The 20,577-nt window shown below is 68.5% G+C and carries 17 protein-coding genes and 1 tRNA gene; 3 read left to right on the forward strand and 15 right to left on the reverse strand.

The genetic code is table 11. From position 1 onward, the window contains the following. Together LW840_RS03880 and LW840_RS03885 are read right to left on the reverse strand one after the other, a co-directional pair. Nucleotides 1-1,932 (reverse strand): sensor histidine kinase, encoded by a 1,932-nt coding sequence (locus LW840_RS03880; RefSeq protein ID WP_291276444.1) that lies wholly within the window; start codon nucleotides 1,930-1,932, stop codon nucleotides 1-3. A 2-nt stretch (nucleotides 1,933-1,934) separates the two neighbouring features. After that, nucleotides 1,935-3,527 (reverse strand): mechanosensitive ion channel family protein, encoded by a 1,593-nt coding sequence (locus tag LW840_RS03885; RefSeq protein WP_291267390.1) that lies wholly within the window; start codon nucleotides 3,525-3,527, stop codon nucleotides 1,935-1,937. Between the two features lie 112 nt (nucleotides 3,528-3,639). Here LW840_RS03885 and LW840_RS03890 point away from each other — a divergent pair. After that, nucleotides 3,640-3,712: transfer RNA gene (locus tag LW840_RS03890), tRNA-Lys, on the forward strand. A 108-nt stretch (nucleotides 3,713-3,820) separates the two neighbouring features. Here the strand turns inward: LW840_RS03890 and LW840_RS03895 are convergent. The 4 genes from LW840_RS03895 to rplS all read right to left on the reverse strand — a co-directional run bounded on the left by LW840_RS03895 (nucleotide 3,821) and on the right by rplS (nucleotide 6,621). Continuing rightward, nucleotides 3,821-4,483, reverse strand: coding sequence for an OmpA family protein (locus LW840_RS03895; protein ID WP_291261841.1), 663 nt, complete (start codon nucleotides 4,481-4,483; stop codon nucleotides 3,821-3,823). A gap of 219 nt (nucleotides 4,484-4,702) precedes the next feature. After that, nucleotides 4,703-5,551, reverse strand: a complete 849-nt coding sequence (locus tag LW840_RS03900) for an SDR family oxidoreductase (RefSeq protein WP_291276445.1) — start codon at nucleotides 5,549-5,551, stop codon at nucleotides 4,703-4,705. Beyond that, a complete protein-coding gene (locus LW840_RS03905; RefSeq protein WP_291263060.1) occupies nucleotides 5,532-6,239 on the reverse strand; it encodes a ribonuclease HII in 708 nt (235 codons plus the stop codon). Before LW840_RS03905 ends, LW840_RS03900 begins: the two co-directional genes overlap by 20 nt. Nucleotides 6,240-6,261: 22 nt before the next feature. Beyond that, the gene (gene rplS / locus LW840_RS03910; protein WP_291263059.1) at nucleotides 6,262-6,621 is read right to left on the reverse strand and encodes a 50S ribosomal protein L19; all 360 of its coding nucleotides are present in this window, start codon (nucleotides 6,619-6,621) and stop codon (nucleotides 6,262-6,264) included. Between the two features lie 322 nt (nucleotides 6,622-6,943). Between rplS and LW840_RS03915 the strand changes: the two genes are divergently transcribed. Further along, nucleotides 6,944-9,010, forward strand: coding sequence for a prolyl oligopeptidase family serine peptidase (locus LW840_RS03915; RefSeq protein WP_291276446.1), 2,067 nt, complete (start codon nucleotides 6,944-6,946; stop codon nucleotides 9,008-9,010). Further along, nucleotides 9,007-10,020 carry an alpha/beta fold hydrolase gene (locus tag LW840_RS03920; RefSeq protein ID WP_291276447.1) on the forward strand — a complete coding sequence of 338 codons (1,014 nt, stop codon included), beginning with the start codon at nucleotides 9,007-9,009 and terminating at the stop codon, nucleotides 10,018-10,020. The genes LW840_RS03915 and LW840_RS03920 overlap by 4 nt, the downstream gene beginning before the upstream one ends. Nucleotides 10,021-10,054: 34 nt before the next feature. Here LW840_RS03920 and LW840_RS03925 read toward each other — a convergent pair whose 3' ends face one another. The 9 genes from LW840_RS03925 to LW840_RS03965 all read right to left on the reverse strand — a co-directional run bounded on the left by LW840_RS03925 (nucleotide 10,055) and on the right by LW840_RS03965 (nucleotide 20,541). After that, entirely contained in the window at nucleotides 10,055-12,010 is a 1,956-nt protein-coding gene (locus LW840_RS03925; RefSeq protein WP_291267386.1) for a DUF885 family protein, read from the reverse strand. Nucleotides 12,011-12,100: 90 nt separating this feature from the next. Continuing rightward, complete coding sequence (locus tag LW840_RS03930) at nucleotides 12,101-13,990, reverse strand: ATP-binding cassette domain-containing protein (RefSeq protein ID WP_291276448.1); 1,890 nt, start codon at nucleotides 13,988-13,990, stop codon at nucleotides 12,101-12,103. Then, complete coding sequence (locus LW840_RS03935) at nucleotides 13,990-15,582, reverse strand: family 10 glycosylhydrolase (RefSeq protein WP_291276449.1); 1,593 nt, start codon at nucleotides 15,580-15,582, stop codon at nucleotides 13,990-13,992. The genes LW840_RS03930 and LW840_RS03935 overlap by 1 nt, the downstream gene beginning before the upstream one ends. A 61-nt stretch (nucleotides 15,583-15,643) precedes the next feature. Continuing rightward, on the reverse strand, nucleotides 15,644-16,096 hold the full coding sequence (locus LW840_RS03940) for a type II toxin-antitoxin system VapC family toxin (RefSeq protein ID WP_291263053.1): 453 nt from the start codon (nucleotides 16,094-16,096) through the stop codon (nucleotides 15,644-15,646). 56 nt (nucleotides 16,097-16,152) lie between these two features. Beyond that, complete coding sequence (locus tag LW840_RS03945) at nucleotides 16,153-16,437, reverse strand: type II toxin-antitoxin system prevent-host-death family antitoxin (protein ID WP_291269026.1); 285 nt, start codon at nucleotides 16,435-16,437, stop codon at nucleotides 16,153-16,155. 444 nt (nucleotides 16,438-16,881) lie between these two features. Next, nucleotides 16,882-18,135, reverse strand: a complete 1,254-nt coding sequence (locus LW840_RS03950; protein WP_291276450.1) for a M20/M25/M40 family metallo-hydrolase — start codon at nucleotides 18,133-18,135, stop codon at nucleotides 16,882-16,884. Nucleotides 18,136-18,183: 48 nt separating this feature from the next. Continuing rightward, nucleotides 18,184-18,738 carry a hypothetical protein gene (locus LW840_RS03955; RefSeq protein WP_291276451.1) on the reverse strand — a complete coding sequence of 185 codons (555 nt, stop codon included), beginning with the start codon at nucleotides 18,736-18,738 and terminating at the stop codon, nucleotides 18,184-18,186. Then, nucleotides 18,735-19,142 carry a hypothetical protein gene (locus tag LW840_RS03960; RefSeq protein ID WP_291267380.1) on the reverse strand — a complete coding sequence of 136 codons (408 nt, stop codon included), beginning with the start codon at nucleotides 19,140-19,142 and terminating at the stop codon, nucleotides 18,735-18,737. The genes LW840_RS03955 and LW840_RS03960 overlap by 4 nt, the downstream gene beginning before the upstream one ends. Nucleotides 19,143-19,194: 52 nt before the next feature. Beyond that, nucleotides 19,195-20,541 carry an MATE family efflux transporter gene (locus LW840_RS03965; RefSeq protein WP_291276452.1) on the reverse strand — a complete coding sequence of 449 codons (1,347 nt, stop codon included), beginning with the start codon at nucleotides 20,539-20,541 and terminating at the stop codon, nucleotides 19,195-19,197. Nucleotides 20,542-20,577 lie beyond the last annotated feature (36 nt).

Consider the following 20,577-nt stretch of genomic DNA (forward strand, 5'->3'; position numbering starts at 1 on the left):
TCAGCGGCTCCGGATGGCGGCGGTCGACAGGGGAACATGGATCAGCACCTCGGCCCCCGGCGCGCGGTTGGCGATGTGCAGTTTGCCGCCGGCGGCGAGCAGGCGTTCGCGCATGCCGGTGAGCCCCATGCGGTGGTCGGTGTCACGCAGGCGCCCGCCGCGCAATGTGGGGAACCCCCGGCCATTGTCGGTCACGGTGAGCGTGAGGCGCTCGGCGCCCACCTGCACGGCCACCTCCACCAGGGTGGCATCGGCGTGCCGCACCACGTTCGACAGCGACTCCTGCAGCCCGCGAAAGAGCGCGAGGTCGGCGTCCCCCGAGAGCACCGGCAGTGTGGCTGGCGCCGAGAAGGTGGCGCGCACGCCGCTGCGCTCGGTGAAGTCGGTGACGAGCGAGTGGAGCGCCGGACGCAACCCCAGATCATCGAGGAGCGTGGGGCGCAGGTCGCTCGTGACCTGCCGGATGCTGGCAATGCCGGTGTCGACGAGGGCGAGCAGCCGGTCGAGTCGCGGCGCCGCCTCGCTGGTCAGCGCCCCGCGCAGCGCCTCGAGCTGCATCTTCACCGCCGAAAACACCTGGGCGGTTTCGTCGTGCAGTTCGCGCGACAGACGTCGTCGCTCTTCCTCGTGCTGCCGCAGCATGCGCGCCGAGAGCTGTTCGAGCGCGCGCGTGCGATCGGCCAGCTGCCGGTCGAGTGACCACTGATCGAGCGCGGCGCCCACCTGCTGCCCCAGTGCGAGCAGGAAATCGTCATCGAGGGCCGTGAACGGATTGCGAATGTCGCCGGCCATGATGAGGGCGCCCACCAGATGCGCGCCCGCGCCAACGGGGAGCACGGCCACGAACGGCTGTTCTCCCGCCGCGGCCACCACCTGCGGGCGCCGCGAGACGCGCATGCGCGTCAGGGCGGCGCGCACATCGGGCTGCAGGTCGCTTCCCACCCAGCTCTCGCAGACCCCCGCGCCACGCAGCACGCGCCCCTGCAGCGTGGTCGTGCCGGCAGCGATGACCGGCGGGCGCGGCTCACGCGCCGCCTCGAGCACGCGGTCGAGGGCGTCTGCCGGTTGTTCCTCCTCACCGTCCGCCTCGACGCGTGCGGCGTCCGGCGCAGCAGGATCGAAGATGTACATGGCGGTGCCGCGCACGCCGGGCAACGCGAGGGGGCGCGAGAGCAGCACGTCGAGTGGCTGCGTGTCGCTGGTGCGCCGCTGCAAGTCCCCCGAGAGCGCCGACAGCGCCTGCACCCCACGCCCGAGATCGTCGAGCACGAGCAGCACCAGCCCCGCGGCCACCAGCAACTCGAAGCTGATGTCGAGGTAGTACCCCCAGGGCGTCCAGGCGCCCTGCGCACGCAGGAACGGGTAGTCGAGGTGGTGCAGCCCCCAGAGCGCGAAGGATACGGCGAGCAGCTTCGCGCCCATGGAGCCCGTGATGCGGTGATGGCGCCAGAACACCCATCCGGTCCACGCCGTGGCCCCACTGAGGAAGAGCACCGCCGGCAGCGCCGCCCACAGGAAGTGGTCGAGCACGTAAATGGCGATGTACGACCAGAGCAGCGGAAAGAGCGCCAGCAGCAGATATGCGGGGCGCGCACGCGGTTGGCGCAGAAACACCAGCGCCGCCCACAGCAGGGCCAGCGCCGTCCAGCCGGTGGTGACCTGATGCCAGTAGAGCCATACCCGCTGGCCCGACAGCAGGAAGCTGAGGATGCACAACAGCCGTGCCACGTACACGCCCCACGCCACCGCGAACCATCCGAACCACGGCCGACGGTAGCGGGCGTACAGATGCACACAGAGGACAGCCACCCCGGTGGTGATGGCGCCCTGCAGCAGCGTGGCCGCCAGCTCGGTCGCCACAATCGGCGGCGCGTCCACGGGCACGTCCACCTGCCACCGCGCCATCGCGATCGACAGGGAGACCGGCACCACCGTCAGCCGTCCACCGGCGGCGTTCCCTGCCCCGGCTGCGTGACGTGGTACACCGTGCGCGACGGGAAGGCAAAGTGCGCGCCGCCTTCCCCGACGATGCGCATGAACTGCAGCAGCATATCGTGGCGAATCTGGAGGAACTCAGTCCAGTCGGTCGTCTGGAACCAGCTCACGACATTGAGGCGCACGGCCGAATCGGTGAACGCCACCACGTGCACGCGCACCGCATCGGGCCAGATCTTCGGATGCGCCCGCAACGCCTCTTCCAGCGCGTCGCGAATGCGCTGGATCTGTTCGGGGGCGGTGTCGTAGGTGAGGTCGATGTCGGTGCGCAGCAGAATGCGATCGCGCTCGCCGAACGTCTCGATGCGTTCGTCGGCGAGGCGACCATTGGGCACCCGCACGACGGTGCGGTCGATGGTGCGGAAGCTCGTGCTGCGCAGGCCAATCCGCTGCACCTCGCCTTCGGTGGTGCCGGCGCGCACCCAGTCGCCCACGCGAAAGGCCTTGTCGGCGGCGAGGCTCACGCTGCCGAAGAGATGCTCCACCGTTTTCTGCGCCGCGAGTGCCACGGCGATACCGCCAATGCCGAGACCGGCGAGCAGGGTCCCCACGGGGTACCCGAACTGGGCCAGGGCCACCAGCAGCGCAATGATCGCCAATGTGACACGCAGGAAGTTGCCGAGCAGCGGCACCAGCGTGCGGGCCTGAGCGCCCTGTCCCGTTTCCCACGCCGCATTCTGCAGGCGGGTTTGCGCAATGCGAATGAGCCGCAGCAGCGCCCAGAAGATCGCGATGAGCGCGAGCCCGCGCGTGAGCGCCGCCACGAAGGCGTTCGCGCGCGGATTGAGTTCGAGCAACGCAAAGACCGGCCCGCCCGCGAGCGCCGCCGCCCACAGGCGGAACGGGCCACGCAGGTTCTCGAGCAGGACGTCGTCCCAATCGGTCACGGTGCGCCGCGCAATGCGCCCCAGGAGAGTGCGCAGCAGGGCGCCCAGCCCCCAGGCGAGCAGAACCAGCACGGGAATGGCCAGACCGAGCCCGATCCACTGCCACCAGTAGACGTTGAAAGGGCCTTCACCCATGAGCGTGGCTGGCAGCCGTTCGCGCACCCACGGGTTGCCCAGGGCCTCGAACCATCCATCCACGTGATTCACCGTGGCCTGCGAAAAGACCCACCGCACCGGCGGCCCCCCGACCCGCACGAGACGCAGGGATTCTTCACGACCGGTGGGCCCCAGCAGATCCGCCACCTTGTCACCGGTGAGGTCACCGTCGAGCGTATCGCCGGAGACGAGCGGCGACAGGGTGTTGGCATCCAGCGCCAGCCGCTGGTCGATGACCGTCTTGAGCCGACGCGCCAGCAGGGGCGCGCGTTCGCGCTGCGCCGTGGGCACGGCCAGAAACTCGGCGGCCCCGTCCCAATCCGCGGCGTTGGCGTGGCGGAGAAACGCCTGCAGCGCCGCTCGCGGCGACGCGGGCGACACAGCGGTCGGCACGCTGTCCTGTGGGGGCCGGCTGCCGAACCCGAGCTGGGCAGCCGCGGGGCTGGCGACAAGCACCAGGGGCAGGAGGGCGCGCCGGAGAGATCGCATGCGGAGCATGCTCAATGATAACGGGACACTCTCGACACCGGTTGACCGGCTGCGCCAGATGAATGATTCTTCTGGCGTGTTCCGATACGGCGGTCAGTACCGGGCACCGGTCGACCGGGTAGCTCAGTCGGTAGAGCAGCGGACTTTTAATCCGTAGGTCGTGGGTTCGATCCCCACCCCGGTCATGGTCCAACGCAAACGGAGCGCGCCGGGTCACCCGACGCGCTCCGTTTGGCTTCTGTGGCAACCGCTCCTGCGCCCGTGGACCACGCCGCGGGCGATGCCCGGCGGACTTAGCGGCTCGCCGTCATCGCGGCCACGGTGGTGGCACCGGCACCAGCCGGCGTCTCCACCACGAACGTCACGCGGCGGTTGAGTTCGGCCCCTTCGTCGGCCGCGCGGGCGCCCGGACGCACAAGGCGCGACTTGCCATAGCCCACCGTGCGCAGCTGCGCGCCGTCGAGTCCCCTGGTCACGAGGAAGTCACGCACCGCGTCGGCGCGCTCGCGCGAAAGACGCAGGTTGTACTCCTGGCTGCCGGCCGGATCGGCGAAACCTTCGATGGTGATCGTCGCGCCCTTGTAGTGCGCGTTGGCCACCTGCGCGAACTTTTCCAGCGCCGCCTGATCCTGCTGGCGCACCGCCGCGTCGTCGAAGCCGAAGTGCACCGGCATGGCAAACTTGACCTGGTCTTCCATGGCGGTAATGCGCGCGCCGAAGTCGTTGCGCAGCGTGCCGAGGTCGTTGCGCAGCGCGTTCAGGTCGGTGCGCAGCCCATTCACATCCGTGCGCAGCGCGGCATCGCCCGCTTCACGGGCCTGACGCTCGCCGTCCAGCGCCGCAGACTGCGCCACGCGCTGCGCTTCGAGCCCCTGGCGCACGAAGCCCTTGGTCGCGCACGCGCTGAGCGTCGTGGCCGCAAGCGCCATCATGGCGGTATACGGGATCTTTCGCATATGTCACGTCCTCACGTTCCTGATGATGATGACCGAATCGTCGGGCGGGTTCGGCACACCGAGGCGCGAACCACGATACCAACATCACCATGACGCTCGTGCCAGCGCCGTGACGGTCATCACCCCGACGCACCGTGGTGTAATCTGGCGCACCAACGCCGCGTTACCGGGCCGGCGGCCCGTGCGTTCCCCAGGGTTGGTGTTGCGCGGCCGGCAGCCTCAGCCGGGGGTCTTGGCCAACCACTCCCCGCCGTCGACCACGAAGATGGCGCCGGTAATCCAGTCGCCGGCGGGAGACGCGAGAAAGGCCACCATGTTGGCAATGTCACGCGGCGTCCCCCATCGCCCCAGCGGAATGCTGGTCCGCGCGTACTCCGCCATCTTCTCCTCTGCCGCGGCAAACAGGTCGGGCACGCCGCTGTCGGCGGGCGGCGTGAACGCCTTGCGTACCCCGTCGGTGGGAATGGGGCCCGGGGCAATGGCATTCACGCGAATGCGCTGCGGCGCCCACTCCACCGCCAGCGTGCGCGTGAGCGCGTCCACTCCTGCCTTGGCGGCCGTGGCGTGTGCCATGAGCGGCCAGCCGCGGTAGTGCAGCGTCATGCTCGTGCTCACGATGCGCCCCCCGCCCTGTCGCGCCATGATGGGGTACACCGCCTGCGCGCAGTAGAACGTGCCGTAGAGATCGATCTCCACGACCGCCTTCCACGCATTGGGCGACAACGTGGCGCTCGGCGCGTAGAAATTGCCGGCGGCGTTGTTCACCAACAGGTCGATGCGGCCGTGCTCGGCGGCTACCTCATCCACGACCGCCCGCACCCGCTCCGGGTCGCGCACGTCGAGCGGCACCACGCTGGCGCGATGTCCGCGCCCGGTGATCTCCGCCAGCGCCGCCTCCAGATGCTGGGGCTTGCGGCTGGCAATCACGACGTGCGCGCCAAGCTCGGCCAGCAGCGAAGAAATGCCAAGGCCGATGCCCGTGCCACCGCCGGTCACCAGTGCCACCTGTCCGGCCAGCAGACCGGGCGCGAAAACGGCGGGGAGCGATTCAGCGGCGGGGTGACTCATCAGGCAACTCCTCGCGAGGCGATGGCTCGCGCACTGGGGGGGTGGGGACAACGAGATCGGAGAAGTCGAGACTCCCCTGCGCCTCGACGCAGAAGCTGCGTCGATGATGCGGCGTGAGGCCGTGCACGGCGAGGGCGCCGCGATGCACGTCCGTACCGTACCCGCTGTTGCGCTCCCAGGCAAAGTGCGGATGACGCCGAGCCAGCGCCGTCATGAGCCGGTCGCGGGTGACCTTGGCCATGATGCTGGCGCAGGCAATGGCGTAGCATTTCGCATCGCCCTTCACCACGGCGGTGTGTGCCACGCCGAGGGTGCGGAGCGGCTTGCCATCTACCAGCACGTGATGGGGCGGCTGCCCCAGGCGGGCCGGCACCCGGTCGAGCGCACGGCGCATGGCCAGCACCGTGGCGTGGTAGATGTTGAGGCGATCCACCTCGCGCGCGCTCGCCGCCCCCAGAGCAATGACCAGCGCCTGGTCGCGAATGCGCGCAGCGAGCGCCACGCGTGTGGCGCGGTCGAGCTGCTTGGAGTCGTTGACCCCGGGAATGGCCCGCCGGTCCGGGGGCATGACCACGGCACATGCGACAACGGGGCCCGCAAGCGGGCCCCGTCCGACTTCATCGACTCCGGCGAGCAAGGGACCGTACTGCTCGCGCAGCGTCCGCTCGATGGGGCTCCAGCGAGCCACCGCCGTGCCGCCCCCGCGCCGGTTACTTGGCGGTCGGGCGAATGACCTTGCGCTCCTTGATGCGGGCCGCCTTGCCCGTCACGTCGCGCAGGTAGTACAGCTTGGCGCGACGCACAGCGCCACGACGCACCACGGTGATGCTCTCCAGCATGGGGCTGTGCACCGGGAAGATGCGCTCCACACCCACGCCGTTCGACACCTTCCGCACGGTGAACGTCTCGCTCACGCCGGCACCACGACGGGCAATGCACACCCCTTCGAAAGCCTGGATGCGTTCCTTGTCGCCTTCCTTCACGCGCACGTTCACGCGCACCGTGTCACCGGCGCGGAACGGGGCGACGTCCTTCATCCACTCTTTCTGGGTTTCGATAAACGGATGCATGGCATACTCCCGGGCCCACGTGCGACGGCCCGAATTCGGGGTGCTACGGATGCCGCTGTCCACCGCGCTCCGAATGGTGCGCGACACGGACAACCGGTGCGAGAGGCCAGGACGTGGACTCGGAAGCGAAGTCTTCCGGCCGAACCGACGTGGCATCGCCAACCCGGCGCTCCGTACCGGAGGAACCGGGCGACTGCTGCAAGCATCCCGGAATTCCGGGACAGCTTTGGAACATAGCCGTACCTTGGCGGCGGTGGTAGGGGCAGGATCGGCGCCTCCGGATACTCCCCACCGGCGCCCCCCCGCCCGTTAGTATCCCGCCATGGCTCCCCTGACGTATCCCATTACCAGGAAAACGGACCAGGTCGACGACTATCACGGTACCCTGGTCGCCGACCCGTACCGCTGGCTGGAAGACGACCGTTCCGACGAAACCGCCCGCTGGGTGGCCGCCCAGAACGCCGTCACCTTTGGCTACCTCGATCGCATTCCGTGGCGCGAGGCGCTCCGGCAGCGCCTCACGGCGCTCGTTGACTATCCGCGCACTTCGGCGCCCGAACAGCGGGGGCCCTGGCTGCTCTTTGCGCGCAACGACGGGCTCCAGAATCAGCCGGTCTACTACGTGCAGCGGGGTGAGAACGGGGAGGCCGAGGTGCTGCTCGACCCCAATGCCCTGTCTCCCGACGGCACGACCCGCGTGGCCGGCCTCACCTTCGACCGGCAGGCGCGCTACATCGCCTACATGGTGAGCCACGCCGGTTCCGACTGGCAGCAGATCCGCGTGATCGATGTCGACACGCGGCAGGTGCTCCCCGATACCGTGGACTGGGTGAAGGTGTCGGCCATTGCCTGGCACGGCGACGGTTTCTTCTACAGCCGGTATCCCCAACCGGGCGCCGACGAAGGGGCCTTCTCCGCGAAGAACGACGACCATCAGGTGTTCTACCACGCCCTCGGCACGCCGCAGGAGCACGATCGTCTGGTGTACCACGATCCTGAAAACCTGCAGCGTTTTCACGTGCTGGGGACCACCGAAGACGAGCGCTTCGCGGTGCTCTCCGTGAGCGACCGGGGGAAGGGCAAGGATGGCAACGCGTTGCTGGTGAAGGATCTGCGCGATCCGCACGGGGAGTTCATGCCGGTGTGGACGGCGTTCGACGACCAGTTCACCGTGCTCGAAAACGACGGCGACGCCCTGCTCATTCTCACCAATCACGATGCCCCCAATCAGCGGGTGGTGCGCGTCCATCCACATGCCCCCGCGCCAACGGCATGGACCACGATCATCGCCGAGCGCGCCGAGCCGCTGGAAGCCGTGGGCACGGCGGGAGGTCGCCTGTTTGCCCAGTACCTGCACGATGTGACCTCACGGGTACACGTGTACGGCTACGACGGCACATTCGAGCGCGACGTGACGCTCCCGGGGCTGGGGACGATCATGGGCTTTGCCGGCGAACGGGACGCCCAACAGCTGTTCTACACGTTCACCTCGTTCACGGCGCCCGCCACGGTCTATCGCTACGATCTGGGCACCGGCACCAGCACGCTGTATCGCGGCGTCGACCTGCCCTTCGACCCGAAGGCGTTCGAAACCACCCAGGTGTTCGTGACCAGTCGCGATGGCACGCGCGTGCCGGCGTTCATCGTGGCGAAGAAGGGGCTCACGCTCGACGGCAACAACCCCACGCTGCTGTACGGCTACGGCGGGTTCAACGTGTCGTTGCCACCGGCGTTCAGCGCGCTGCGTGTGGCGTTTCTCGAGCAGGGGGGCGTGTACGTGCAGGCCAACCTGCGCGGCGGCGGCGAGTACGGCGAGGCGTGGCACCAGGCCGGCATGAAGGAGCACAAGCAGAACGTCTTCGACGACTTCATTGCCGTGGCCGAGTGGCTCATTGCGCAGGGGTACACCCGCAACGAGCGCCTGGCCATTCAGGGAGGCTCGAACGGCGGGCTGCTGGTTGGCGCCATCATGACGCAGCGACCCGAGCTGGCACGGGTGGCGCTCCCTGCCGTGGGGGTGATGGACATGCTGCGCTTCCACACCTTCACCATTGGCTGGAACTGGATCGCCGATTACGGATCGAGCGAAGATCCCGAGGCGTTCCGCTATCTGTACGCCTACTCGCCGCTGCACAATCTGCGCGACGGGACGTCGTATCCCGCCACGCTCATCACCACCGCCGACCACGATGATCGGGTGGTACCGGCGCACTCGTTCAAGTTCGCGGCACGCCTGCAGGAGGCGCACGCGGGAGAGACGCCGGTCCTCATCCGCATCGAAACCCAATCCGGCCACGGCAGCTCCTCGCTCACCAAGCAGATCGAGGAGATGGCCGATGTGTACAGCTTCGTCTTCCTGAACATGGGCGTGGAACCCGTGTTCTCATGAACGCCGCGGGGCGCCGCTCCGGGTGGCGCCCGCTGCTGGTGGTCACGGCGGTGCTGGCGGCCGCTGGTGGTGCCATTGGCGTCATGCTCCAGCGCGGAACGCCCGTGCGGGTGCTCACGCGACCCGGCATTGGCAGCGCCCCCGCCAGCACCCAGGGCGGCGAGCGCATGTTCGTCACCCGCGACAGCATCAATCTGTCCGCGCGGCAACTGGTGATGCGCTCGCGGGGCAGCGTGGTCATCGTGCACGGACTGGGCGAAGGGGACTCCCTCTTTGCCCGCTGGAACGAGGCGCTCGCCGCCTCCACCCAGATGAACGTCATTGGCCTGTCACTGCGCGGCAACGGTCGCTCGCGCGGCACCGAGGCGCGTGACGATCCCCCGGAGGCTTACGCCCTCGATCTCGCGGCGGCGGTGCAGGAGCTCAAGCGTCGTCAGCCCAGCGGACCGGTGCTCTTTGCCGTTGCGTACGGTGGCGCGGGGATCACGGCGCACTACGAGCGCGTGCGCGCGACGCGGGAGCTGCCGGCGGTTGACGGCATCATGGTGTTCGACGTCGCGCCAGACGCGAACGCTCGCGTGCCAAACGGACGACCGGTCACGCTGTATCCGCAACGCCTGGCGTCGCTGGCCCTGCTGGGCAAGACCGGGGCCCCGTGGTTCGGCCATCTCGAGGTGGCCATGCAAAGCGGTGACGGGCGCGAGCTGACCACCCGCTGGACGCACGGCCACTGGCATCTGGCCTCGCCGGCGCTCGAGCCTTTGCTTGCGACTCACGGCACCTCGCGCACACCGCTGCTGGTGCTGAGCCCGCGTGAGCGTCCGGCCGCGACCGCAGAGGCGGCGCAGCCCACGGAAGTGGAGTGGGTGCGTGTGGTGGGGACGGCAGACCCCACCCTGCCCACGGTGCAGGCAGCGGTCTCGCGCTGGAGCGCGGCCTACGCCGCCGATGCCTTCGACCCCATTCCCCCGCGCCCCACGCAGACGCTCGACGTACTCGGCCGGCACTGACGCACACCGGCCACCTGGCCAGTCGCGATCCGGCTTACCGCACGGGGAACGGCCGGTGCGGCGGCAACTGCTCGGCAAAGCGCCACGGCGCCGCACCATCGCGCGTGAGCGGCGTAGCGGCCACCCGCGCGCGGACCATGGCAATGGGCATGGGCCCACCGCGATAGAGGGCATCGTGGAACTCGCGGTCCTTCATGCGTCCGCTCTGGACGAGTTCCTTGTAGAGCGCTCGCAGCTGCAACCCGCCCAGCATGTACGCGGCCTGATAGATGGGCGAGTACGAGCCGTTGAAGCTGCGACGCACCTCGGCCTCACTGTTGGCCCGCTCGAAGGGCACCTTGTCCACGAGGTACGCGATGCACTGCTCCGGCGTCATCTTGCCCAGGTGGAAGCTGAGCGAGAACACGATGCGCGCACTGCGGTGCATGCGCCACGCCAGCGCACCCAGTCGGTCTTCGGGGCGCACATGAAAGTCGTGATCCCAGAGAAAGAACTCCCAGTAGAGCGCCATCCCCTCGTTCCAGAAGGGCGTGTTGAAGAGTCGGCGGTGGGTGTTGTACCGCGCCGTCATGAACCCCTGCAGGTGGTGACCGGGGTTGAGTTCGTGAAAGACCGTGGCGCGCGAGAAGTGCGGATTGTTGCCGCGCATGCTCATCATCTTCTCTTCGTCGGTCATGTCGTTCGTGGGATACGACACGAGAATGTTCTCCCCGCCCAGGAAGAACGGACTCACCCGCTGCCGCTCGGGGGAGAGCATTTCCATGCGCCAGTCTTCACGGGCGAGCGCCGGAATGGTGACCCAGTCGTGCTTGCCGAAGAACGCCTCGGCTTCGTTGGCCAGATCGCGAATGAGATCGGGTTGCCGCCCCGGTTCCACATAGGCGTTCTTCACCTTCTCCATGGCCGCCTTCCAGTCGTCGCCGAAGCCCATCTGCCGCGCGGCCTTCTTTGCTTCTGCCTCGTTGAAGGCGTACTCGCGTTCGGCAATGGCAATGAGTTCGTCTGCGGTGTAGGGCACCATGGCGTGCCGCAGATCCATGGCCAGCCCTTCGGCGCCAATGGGGTCACCAATGATGGGCTCATTCGCGGCGGCCGCATTGCGCGGCGGCGGCGCGGCGGCGCCGGCCCCACCACCCGGAGCGGCCCCCGCCGCGGCCATGGCAGGTGCCGCGTTGGCGCCCTGAATGCCCACCACCCGCTGTCGGATGGTTTGCGCGTACCGCCGCATGGCCTCGTCGAGCTTCTGGTACGGGTTGGCCGCCCACCAGGTGAACAAGGGGTCGTAGCCGCTGTAGAAGCGGTACCACTGCCCCACCGTGGCGCGAATCCGGTCGAGGCGTTCGGCCGCCCGGTTGCCGGCGGTGCGTGACACAAGGGGCGCAGCGGCCCGCGGGACGCGCGCACTATCGCCGGGGCCGCGCGCCGGTGCTGGCTCCAGCAGCTGTCGCAGGCTGTCCACCTGCAGCGTGACCATGGCGAGCGTGCGCGCCGACTGCTGCCCGTTGATGGTGAGCAGGTCACGCCGGGCTTCGTGCAGGGCCAGCAGCGTGTCGGCAAAGGGCAGCAGCGGGGTGACTTCCGCCAACTGCCGCTCCTCGCGGGTCATGAGATCGAGCTGGTAGCGCAGGTGGTTGTCGAGCAGCACGTAATCCACCTTGCCTTCCTGCGACAACCGGTCGAAGTCGTGGGCCGCCAGCTGCTCGCGCCACGCCATGAAGAAGGCCCGCAGGCGACGGCGCTGTGCCGGTGAATCGTCGCCGTCATAGCGACGTTGCAGCGCCGCCTGATCGGCGGCGAAGCGCGTCACGACATCGGCGAGTTCACTCGTGGTGCTGCGCATGAGCTGCGCAACCGCCGGCACGCTGGCCTTGGGGTCGGCCGGAAACTGCTGTCGCGTGCTGGGGGGAATGCCCGGCCCCTGCGCCGTGAGCACCGCAGGGAGCAACAGACCGCACGTGAGGAAAGCCGACGACAGCGGACGCTTGGACACGAGGAGAGACTCCGAGGGCGAGTGGCAGAACGGTCACGAATCCGCCCAACCTTACGCCCTGGGCAGCGCGTGCACCACCCTCGTAGCGCACTACTCCGAGGCGATCGTCTCCAGCGTTTCCCAGCGCGTCATCGCGGCCAGCAGGTCGTCTTCCAGCTTGGCCAGTGTGGCATGGATCTGCAGCACGCGCTGGCCGTCGCGCACCACACTCGGGTCGGCCAGCAAAGCCAACGCCGCGTCGCGTTCTCCCTCCAGTGACGCGATGCGATCGGGAAGGGCCTCGAGCTCCTTCCCTTCCTTGAACGTCAGCTTGCGCTTCTTCGGCGTGTCGGCCTTGGGGGCGGAGGTCGCCACGTGCCTGGGGGTCACCGGCGCCTCCAGCGGCGCGGGGCGCTGGCGCACCCAGTCGGAGTAGCCACCGGCGTACTCCTTCACCACCCCCGGCCCGTCGAAGACGAGGGTGCTCGTCACCACCGCATCGAGAAACGCGCGATCATGCGACACCAACAGCAAGGTGCCGCTGAACTCGACGAGCAGTTGCTCGAGCACGTCGAGCGTCTCCATGTCGAGATCGTTGGTGGGTTCGTCGAGCACCAGCACGTTGAACTGCCGGGTGAAGAGCCGCGCGAGCAGCACCCGGTTGCGTTCACCGCCACTGAGCGCGCGAATGGGAGTGCGCGCCCGATCGGCGGAAAAGAGGAAGTCGGAGAGATAGCCGTGGATGTGGCGGCGCTGTCCGCCCACCTGTACCCAGTCGGTCCCGTCACCGACCGCCTCGATCACGCTCTGCTCGGGGTCGAGCTGCTCGCGCAGCTGGTCGAAGTACGCGATCTCGAGATTGGTCCCGTGACGCACCGACCCCGCCTGCGGCTCGAGCTCCTTGAGCAGGAGGCGGAGCAGCGTGGTCTTGCCCGAGCCGTTCGGCCCCACGAGCCCCACGCGATCCCCACGCATGATCGTGGTGGTGAGATCGCGCACGATGGGGCGATTCCCATGGGCAAAGGTGAGCCCCTGCGTTTCCAGCACCAGCCGTCCCGACCGTTCGGCCTCCTGGATCTGCGCGCGCGTGGTGCCCACCCGCTCGCGGCGCTGCGACCGCTCCACGCGCATCGCCTCGAGCTGTCGCACGCGCCCTTCATTGCGGGTGCGACGCGCCTGGATACCGGTGCGAATCCAGGTTTCCTCGATGGCCAGCCGACGGTCGAAGTCTTCCCACTCCTTCGCCTCGGCATGGAGCATCTGCTCCTTGCGCTCGAGGTAGCTGTCGTAGGTGGTGCCGTAGTCGGCGAGGCGGCCCCGATCGAGTTCGACGATGCGCGTGGCCACGCGGCGCAGAAAGGCGCGGTCGTGGGTCACGAACACCAGCGTGATGCCTTCGTCGATGAGGAACCGTTCCATCCACTCGATGGCCTCGATGTCGAGATGGTTGGTGGGCTCGTCGAGCAGCAGCACGTCGGGCGCATTCACCAGCGCGCGGGCCAGCAGCGCCTGGCGCGTGCGTCCGCCACTGGCCTGCTCGATGCGCGCCTCCGGATCGAGGCCGAGGTGCTGCAACGCGGTTTCCACACGCCGATGCAGCTGCCAGGCGTTGGCGGCGTCCACCTGCCGGTGCAACCGATCGAGCTCCTGCAGCGCCTTGTCGGAGTGATCGGTGGCCACGCGCAGCGAGGCCGCGTGATAGCGGGCGAGCAGTTCGCCCGGCTCCCCGAGGCCGGAGGCCACCACATCGAACATCGATCCCGAGAGGGTGCGCGGGACCGCCTGCTCGAGACGCGCCACGGAGACGCCCCCCTGTCGCACCACCAGGCCATCGTCGGGAGGCAACGTACCGTCGAGCACCTGCATGAGCGTGCTCTTCCCTGCCCCGTTGCGCCCCAGCACGCACACGCGCTCGCCGCGTTCAATGGCGAAGGACGCCCGATCGAGCACCGGCGGCCCGCCAAAGGCCACGCGCACCTCCTGCATGGACAGCAGTGCCATCAGCGAGGCGCCCCGCGCAGCGGCAGCGGCATGCTTTCACGCCCGTTGCGGTGCACCGTCCGCACCACCACGTCATCGGCCGGGGCACTGTCGGCGCCGCCAATGACGAGCGACCGTTGCGCGGCGGGCAGCACCCAGCTGCGCCACGCGTTGCCACGCCGCACCTGCACGGTGATCCAGCGTGCGCCCGACGCCGACATCACCCGCACCACCTCGTCACCCGATGCCACATCGCGCGTCACCCGCGCTGCGGGGCGCGGCGGCCGCTGCGCGCCCAGCCACGGGGAGGCGGGGACAAGCGCCGGTTCGCCGTACAGCTCCGCCACCAGCTTGTCGGCCAGCGCCTCCGCCTGCGCGGGTGGTGGGGGCTGCGTGGCCACGCCCACCGACTGCGGGGAGCGCGCTGCCCCCTGCACCGGCATGAGCGAGCGCATGCTGAAGAAAATGTCGCCGGTGGCGCCCTGCCCGTTGGCCGTGGTGGCGCGCGTGGCCCGCACCTGGTTGTTGAGCTCATCGGGCCCCCACTCGGCGCTCCCCGCCGCCGCGCGGCTGGAGTTGTGCCCCGGCCACATGTGGCGTCCCTTCAGGTTCTCGCCAATCCACCAGTCGAGCAGTACCGGATAGCTCTGCGCCGTGCGCGCGATGGGCCAGTACAGCTGCGGCGTGAAGTAGTCCACCCACCCCTCCCGCAACCATTTCCGCGAATCACCGGCGAGCTTTTCAAAGCTGTCAAAGCCCTGAATGCTGGCCGGATAGCCCGGACGCCAGATGCCGAACGGGCTGATGCCCACCTTCACCCACGGCTTGAGCCGCTTGGTGCCGACGTACACCCGCTGCACGTAGCGATCCACGTTCCATCGCCGCCAATCGGAGAGGCCAAGCGCCCCGCCCTTCGCGCGATAGCGCGCGTACGACACGCTGTCGGGAAAGGGGACCTCGGCCTTGGTGCTGTCGGTCTCCGGATACGGGTAGAAGTAGTCGTCCACGTGAATGCCATCCACGTCGTAGCGCTTCACCACATCGAGCGCGACCTTCACCGAGTGCGCCAGCACACCCGGTTCGCCGGGATCCATCCACTCGTACTTGCCGTAGCGCCGCACCCACTGCGGATGCGTGACCGAGAGATGGGTGCGGGCATGAGGACTCGTGGCGCTCGGATGGCGCGCCCGGTAGGGATTGAACCACGCGTGCAGCTCGAGCCCGCGCGCGTGCGCCTCCTGCACGGCAAACGCGAGCGGGTCGTAGTACGGCTCGGGCGCGCGTCCCTCCACGCCCGTGAGGTAGGCGGACCACGGCTCGAGCGTCGACGCATAGAGCGCATCGCCGGCGGGGCGCACCTGCAGCAGGATGGCGTTGAGGCGCAGGTCGCGCGCGCGATCGAGGATGGCCACGAGCTCGGCCTGCTGCTGCCAGGCACTGAGCCCCGGTTTGCTGGGCCAGTCGATATTGGCCACGCTGGCCACCCACGCCCCGCGGAACTCGCGGGGGATGGGGGGTGGGCCATCGGGGGACTGGGCGGCGGCGTTCGGCGCGACGCCGCCCATCGCCGCGATGAACGCGAGGGCCGTGAGAGAGCGAAGGAGGTGACGCACGGGGAGGGTGGTGAAGGGTCGCCGAAGTGTAGCACCGCAACCCGCTTCGCGGACTCGGCTCCTAGCCGCGCCTGGCGTCCACGACCGGCGTCACCCCGTCGGCAATCGCGAAGTCGATGATCGCGCGGTCGGCGGTGACCAGCGGCATGCCCTCGAGGCGCGCGAGCGCAATCAGCATGCGGTCGGCAGGGTCATTGTGCACCGTGTCGCCGAGTCGGGTACTCTGGAGCAGCAACGAACGGGTCAGCGGACGGCATCGGATGCCCGGCGCCTGTTCCGCACGGTGCAGCCACACCATGGGGTCCACCGACAAGTGCAAGCGCCCCTTCGCGGCCTTGATTGCGACCTCCCAGAACGACACGTCGCAAACGACCAGTCTGCCAGCGGAAGCGGCATGCTCCAACCGGTCGCGCACCGTTTGTCCGAGTGACTCGGTCGCGCCCTCCAGATACCAGATCCAGATGTGCGTGTCGAGCAACAGGAACCCGTCGTACGTCGTGAGGTCACGTGGCATCCAGACGCGGGTGCGTGCGAGGGTACGGGGCGACTCGCGAGAGATCTGGCGGCGCGTCACCCGAACTCCCCCCAGGCCTCCGGGTCGGGGCTCACGAGGTCACCGTGCGACACCACCGTGCCGCGCATGAAGCCGAATCCGGTGGCCCCCTTGGACTCGATCGGCACCAGGCGCGCAACCGGCTTCCCGTGCTTGGTGACCACGATCTCGAACTCCTGCTGCTGTACCTGATCGAGCAGTTGGAGGCAGGTGTTCTTGAAGGTGCCGGCCGGCACTTCGCGGACGACCGCACCGGACGATGCGGGCGCGGGGTACTCGTGCGAGGCGTGGCGTCGTCCCATAGGAATCCTCGAGAAGTGGACGTTTTGTACGGCTATAGCCATATTAGTACGGCCACTTTACCGGCACAAGCGGTCCATGGCCTGCGACGACGACAGTTGCGGTTTCTGCGCCCGGAGCGAGGCGGCGTCGTGCGTGCTCGCGTATCCGGGTGGCGCGTGGCGCGCGCTGGCGGCGCTGATCACTATCCCGACCTCCAAGCGGGCAACGTGTGTGTTGCCGGCGAGAGCGTTGCCCCGTATCGCACCCTGCGGTCCGGGTTCATGTCGCCAACCGGTACACCAGTTGGACCGCCACAGCGCGTAGCTTTTTCGGTGCGGATCACCGGGGCTACCCAGATCGTGGCCGGTGACTCAGTTCCGGTGAACACCCCGTGCGAGATTCAACGGGGGCTGAGCTGAGCTCGGATGGCGGGTCAGCTGGAGCACGCGCGTTCCACAGCTGGGTCACCGCTTCAGCGTCGCCCCCACCAGCTTCCCCACCGCGCCCAGCGTGGTCTGCGCGGCATTCAGCCCCAGACGGAAATCCGCGTCGCTGAAAGTCTTGAACAGGTCGGTGGGCTGGTGCCAGTGCGGGTCCCACCCGCTGCCCACCTGGGTGCCACGTTCATTCTCGCGCAGACTTACGGCGGGGATGAGATCCTGGAACGGCCCCGAGTCGGTGTTGGTCATGTGCGGCCCCACCTGTGCCGGATAATCGGTGGCGTACTTGCTGTTGGCCTGATGCAGCAGGAACGCCAGCTTCATCGACGCGTCGGCCTGCTTCGAGTTGATCTGGAACTCGATGTTCACGTCGGCCTCGGGACGCTGCTCCTTGCGCATGGTGCCGTCGGGATTGGGCATGCCATGATCGAACATCATCATGTCGTGCTGGATCATCCCCAGCCACTTGGGCTCCGGATACTTCCCCGAACCGCGGGGTTCCTCGATGCCCTGCAGCTTCGCCCGCTGCTCGATGTACGCGCGCGCGCCCTGCAGCCCGGTCTCCTCGTTGTTCCACAGCGCGAAGCGGATGGAGCGCTCCGTCTGCACCGCCGGGTCGGAGAAGATGCGCGCCAGCTCCATGACGATGGCCGAGCCCGAGGCATCGTCGTTGGCGGCCTCACCCCAGCCGATGCCGTCCATGTGCCCGCCAATGATGTACATCTCGTCGGGGCGCGTGGTCCCCACCTTCGTGCAGTAGACTTCCTGCCGCATGCCGTTCACGCTCGGCTCGGCGTTGAGCGCGCGCAGCCGCGCATCGGGCTGTGCCAGCGAGTCGTTGTTCACACCGGCGCGGGTGCGTACGCCACGTGCCCTGCCGCCACCGGAGGCCTGCGTGGAGACCGGGCGCGGCGCGGCGCCCGCCGCCGCTGCCGGCGCATTGGCCGGGCGCTCGGCGAAGGCCGGGGGATTGTATTCGTAGGTGATGCGCTCGACGTTGGCGCAGCCGTAGCTCTTGAGCTGCGCCTCGATCCAGTCCACGGCATCACGGTTGCGCTTGGTCCCCTGACGGCGATCACCGAACTGCGTGAGCCCCTTGATGGTCCCCTTGTACTTCTCCAGGTCGAGCCGCGCCACGAGGAGCGCTACCGGGTCCGCGCTGTCCACCACGACCGGCGGATTGGGGAGGACGCGGACCTGGGCCGACAGCGGTTCCCATGCCGGTGTCGCGCCGAGGGTGACAGCAACGAAGGCAGAGGCGAAACGTCGGCAAGTCATGGCGGGAAGGGCGAAGGAAAGCGCGCCGTGGCGCGGTGCAGGCGGGAGCTAGGGCGAGCCGAGAACCTTCAGCAGTGACCCGCGGTAGCCGAACTCCCAGTCGCCGCCGTAGCGGAGATCGGCTACGCGCCAGCGGGGCTCGGCGCCGTCAACGGCCGTGTTGACCACCACCAGCGTGTCCGTCCACTGTACGGCCGGCGTCTGGTCGGTGTTGGAAAACGCCACCGGCACCGCCACCGTATCGCCGCGCGCGGCCGTCTTCTGCACGACATACGTGGAGTGCCCCTCGAAGAGACTGCTGAACAGGTTGCCGTCGGCGAACGGGGGCTTCTCGGTGGGGGATGCCGCCGCAGCCGAATCGCGTTGGCGTCGGGCGTGCTGCAGCCCGGCATACAGTTCGGGGGTCAGGTACGGCTCGAGGGCGGGCATGGCGCGTGGATCGGGCAGAGTACGCACGCCGGTCAACTCGAGCGTGACGTAGAGCTGCACCACCACGTCGGAGGGTGCGAGGTCCTTGGTCTTGCCGCAGGCCACCAGCAGCAGCGCACTCGTGATGGTGCCCGCCGCGGCGCGCAACCACACACGCCGGAGGGAAAGACTCACAGCGCAATCGGGCGCGAGGGCATCAGCGCCATCTCACGCGTGCGCATGCGCCCGCCCAGCCACGCCCACACCATGACGAGAGCCACGGACAGGAGGTGGAACCACGCGGGCGCCATGTCCCAGCGAGCGACCATGCCCACCACGTTGAAGACGAGCCCCAACGCGCCCAGCCCCAGCGCATGGCCCATGGGCCGGTCGGGTGCCAGGCGTGCGCACAGGTAGCAACCGAGCGTGGCGTAGAGTCCCACGTAGCCGATGGAGAGCAGCAGCACCGTGGTACTGGTGGTGCTGCCATCGGCTTCGAAGAGCGACGGCATGGCCGACATGAGCGCGAGATCGGTGCCGAGGCTCAACAGGGCGATGAGCGCAAAGCCGGTCACCACGGCGACGATGCTGCGAATCATGGACGCAGATGTGTGGGCGTGAAGGGGGAGTGCATCCAACCTGTGGCGCGGATCAGCCCACGGCAACTGTGGAGCGGCGCCGCATCTCGCCAGTGAGCAGCCAGAGCGTGACCCCCGCCTGCACGGTCATGGTCACCACACTGAGCACCCACACGTGCCGCAGGCGAAAGCCCGGGCGCTGGGCCAGCAGCAGCGCCGGCACCGCAAAGGTGATGAGCCGCGATGTACTGCTGATGAGTGACGGCACGGTGTTCCCCAGCGCCTGAAACAGCCCACTGCAGGTGAAGATGAGCCCGGAGGCCACGAAGTTCCATGAAATGGTGCGCAGGAAATCGGTGGCCACCACCAGCACTGCCGCCTCGCTCGTGAACCCCCGCACCAGGAGATCGGGACGGATCTGGCAGAGCAGCGTCAGCAGCGCCATGAGCAGGCTCCCCATGATCGCCGCCCAGCGGAAGGTGTCGCGCACGCGGGCCATGTTGCCGGCACCCATGTTCTGACCAGCCAGGGGGGCCGCCGAGAAGGCCACCGCCATGGCCGGCAGGAAGATGCTTTGCATGACGCGCGAGCCAATTCCGTACCCTGCCTGCGCCGCCGAGCCGAAATCGCGGATCACGTAGTAGATGACGGCCGTGAACAGAAACATGAGGGCGAACTCGGCACCGGGCGGCACGCCAATGCGCAGCATGCGCATGAGCACATCCCGGCGCGCCGTGAGCAGCTCCCGCCGAAAGCCGACGTAGTGCTCGAGCCGCACGAAATACACGACCATGAGCAGCACCGCGACGGCGATCGCCACCGAACTCGCCAGCCCCGCCCCCGCCACGCCCAGCGGCCGGCCCGTGCCCCACCCGGCAATGAGCACCGGCGCCAGGATGATGTTCATGACCACCGTGACGATCTGCACGAACATGGTGGGCTTCACGATGCCCGTGCCACGCAGCGCGGCCCCCATGGACACCAACGCGAACTGGAGCCCCAGCCCCGGCAGATACCAGCGCAAATAGGAGAGACCGGCGGCGCGGGTGGCCTCGTCGGCGCCGACGGCCTGCATGTACGGGCCGGCCAGCGCGAACCCACCCACGAGCGTGATGAGCGCGCACACGAACGCCCAGACGACACTCTGGTTGAAGACGAGGTTGGCATCGTGCTGATCCTTGCGCCCCACGGCGTTCGCGATCAGCGGCATCGTGCCCACGCCCAGGACCTGCGTGAGCGCCATGACGATGAACTGGACGTTGCCGGCGGCGCTCACTCCCGCCACGGCGGCATCGCCCAGGCGCGTCACGAACCAGAGATCGACCAGGTAGTAGAGCGTCTGGAAGATCATCCCCAGCGCCATCGGCAGGGCGAGGCGCACGAGATGGCGGGGAATGGAGCCGGTGGTGAGATCGCGCATCACCAAGCCTGTGCCTGCGCCCCGCGAAGCGCAATT

It is taken from the genome of Gemmatimonas sp. (assembly GCF_021298855.1).
In the GTDB taxonomy this organism is placed as follows: Bacteria; Gemmatimonadota; Gemmatimonadetes; order Gemmatimonadales; family Gemmatimonadaceae; genus Gemmatimonas.

What these genes read in the sequence shown, in the direction of transcription:
- LW840_RS03950 (WP_291276450.1), bottom strand. Translation starts at nt 18,135, where the DNA reads ATGACTTGCCGACGTTTCGCCTCTGCCTTCGTTGCTGTCACCCTCGGC.
- LW840_RS03940 (WP_291263053.1), bottom strand. Translation starts at nt 16,096, where the DNA reads ATGCCACGTGACCTCACGACGTACGACGGGTTCCTGTTGCTCGACACG.
- LW840_RS03945 (WP_291269026.1), bottom strand. Translation starts at nt 16,437, where the DNA reads ATGGGACGACGCCACGCCTCGCACGAGTACCCCGCGCCCGCATCGTCC.
- LW840_RS03960 (WP_291267380.1), bottom strand. Translation starts at nt 19,142, where the DNA reads ATGATTCGCAGCATCGTCGCCGTGGTGACCGGCTTTGCGCTCATCGCC.
- rplS (WP_291263059.1), bottom strand. Translation starts at nt 6,621, where the DNA reads ATGCATCCGTTTATCGAAACCCAGAAAGAGTGGATGAAGGACGTCGCC.
- LW840_RS03900 (WP_291276445.1), bottom strand. Translation starts at nt 5,551, where the DNA reads ATGAGTCACCCCGCCGCTGAATCGCTCCCCGCCGTTTTCGCGCCCGGT.
- LW840_RS03915 (WP_291276446.1), top strand. Translation starts at nt 6,944, where the DNA reads ATGGCTCCCCTGACGTATCCCATTACCAGGAAAACGGACCAGGTCGAC.
- LW840_RS03930 (WP_291276448.1), bottom strand. Translation starts at nt 13,990, where the DNA reads ATGGCACTGCTGTCCATGCAGGAGGTGCGCGTGGCCTTTGGCGGGCCG.
- LW840_RS03965 (WP_291276452.1), bottom strand. Translation starts at nt 20,541, where the DNA reads ATGCGCGATCTCACCACCGGCTCCATTCCCCGCCATCTCGTGCGCCTC.
- LW840_RS03895 (WP_291261841.1), bottom strand. Translation starts at nt 4,483, where the DNA reads ATGCGAAAGATCCCGTATACCGCCATGATGGCGCTTGCGGCCACGACG.
- LW840_RS03920 (WP_291276447.1), top strand. Translation starts at nt 9,007, where the DNA reads ATGAACGCCGCGGGGCGCCGCTCCGGGTGGCGCCCGCTGCTGGTGGTC.
- LW840_RS03885 (WP_291267390.1), bottom strand. Translation starts at nt 3,527, where the DNA reads ATGCGATCTCTCCGGCGCGCCCTCCTGCCCCTGGTGCTTGTCGCCAGC.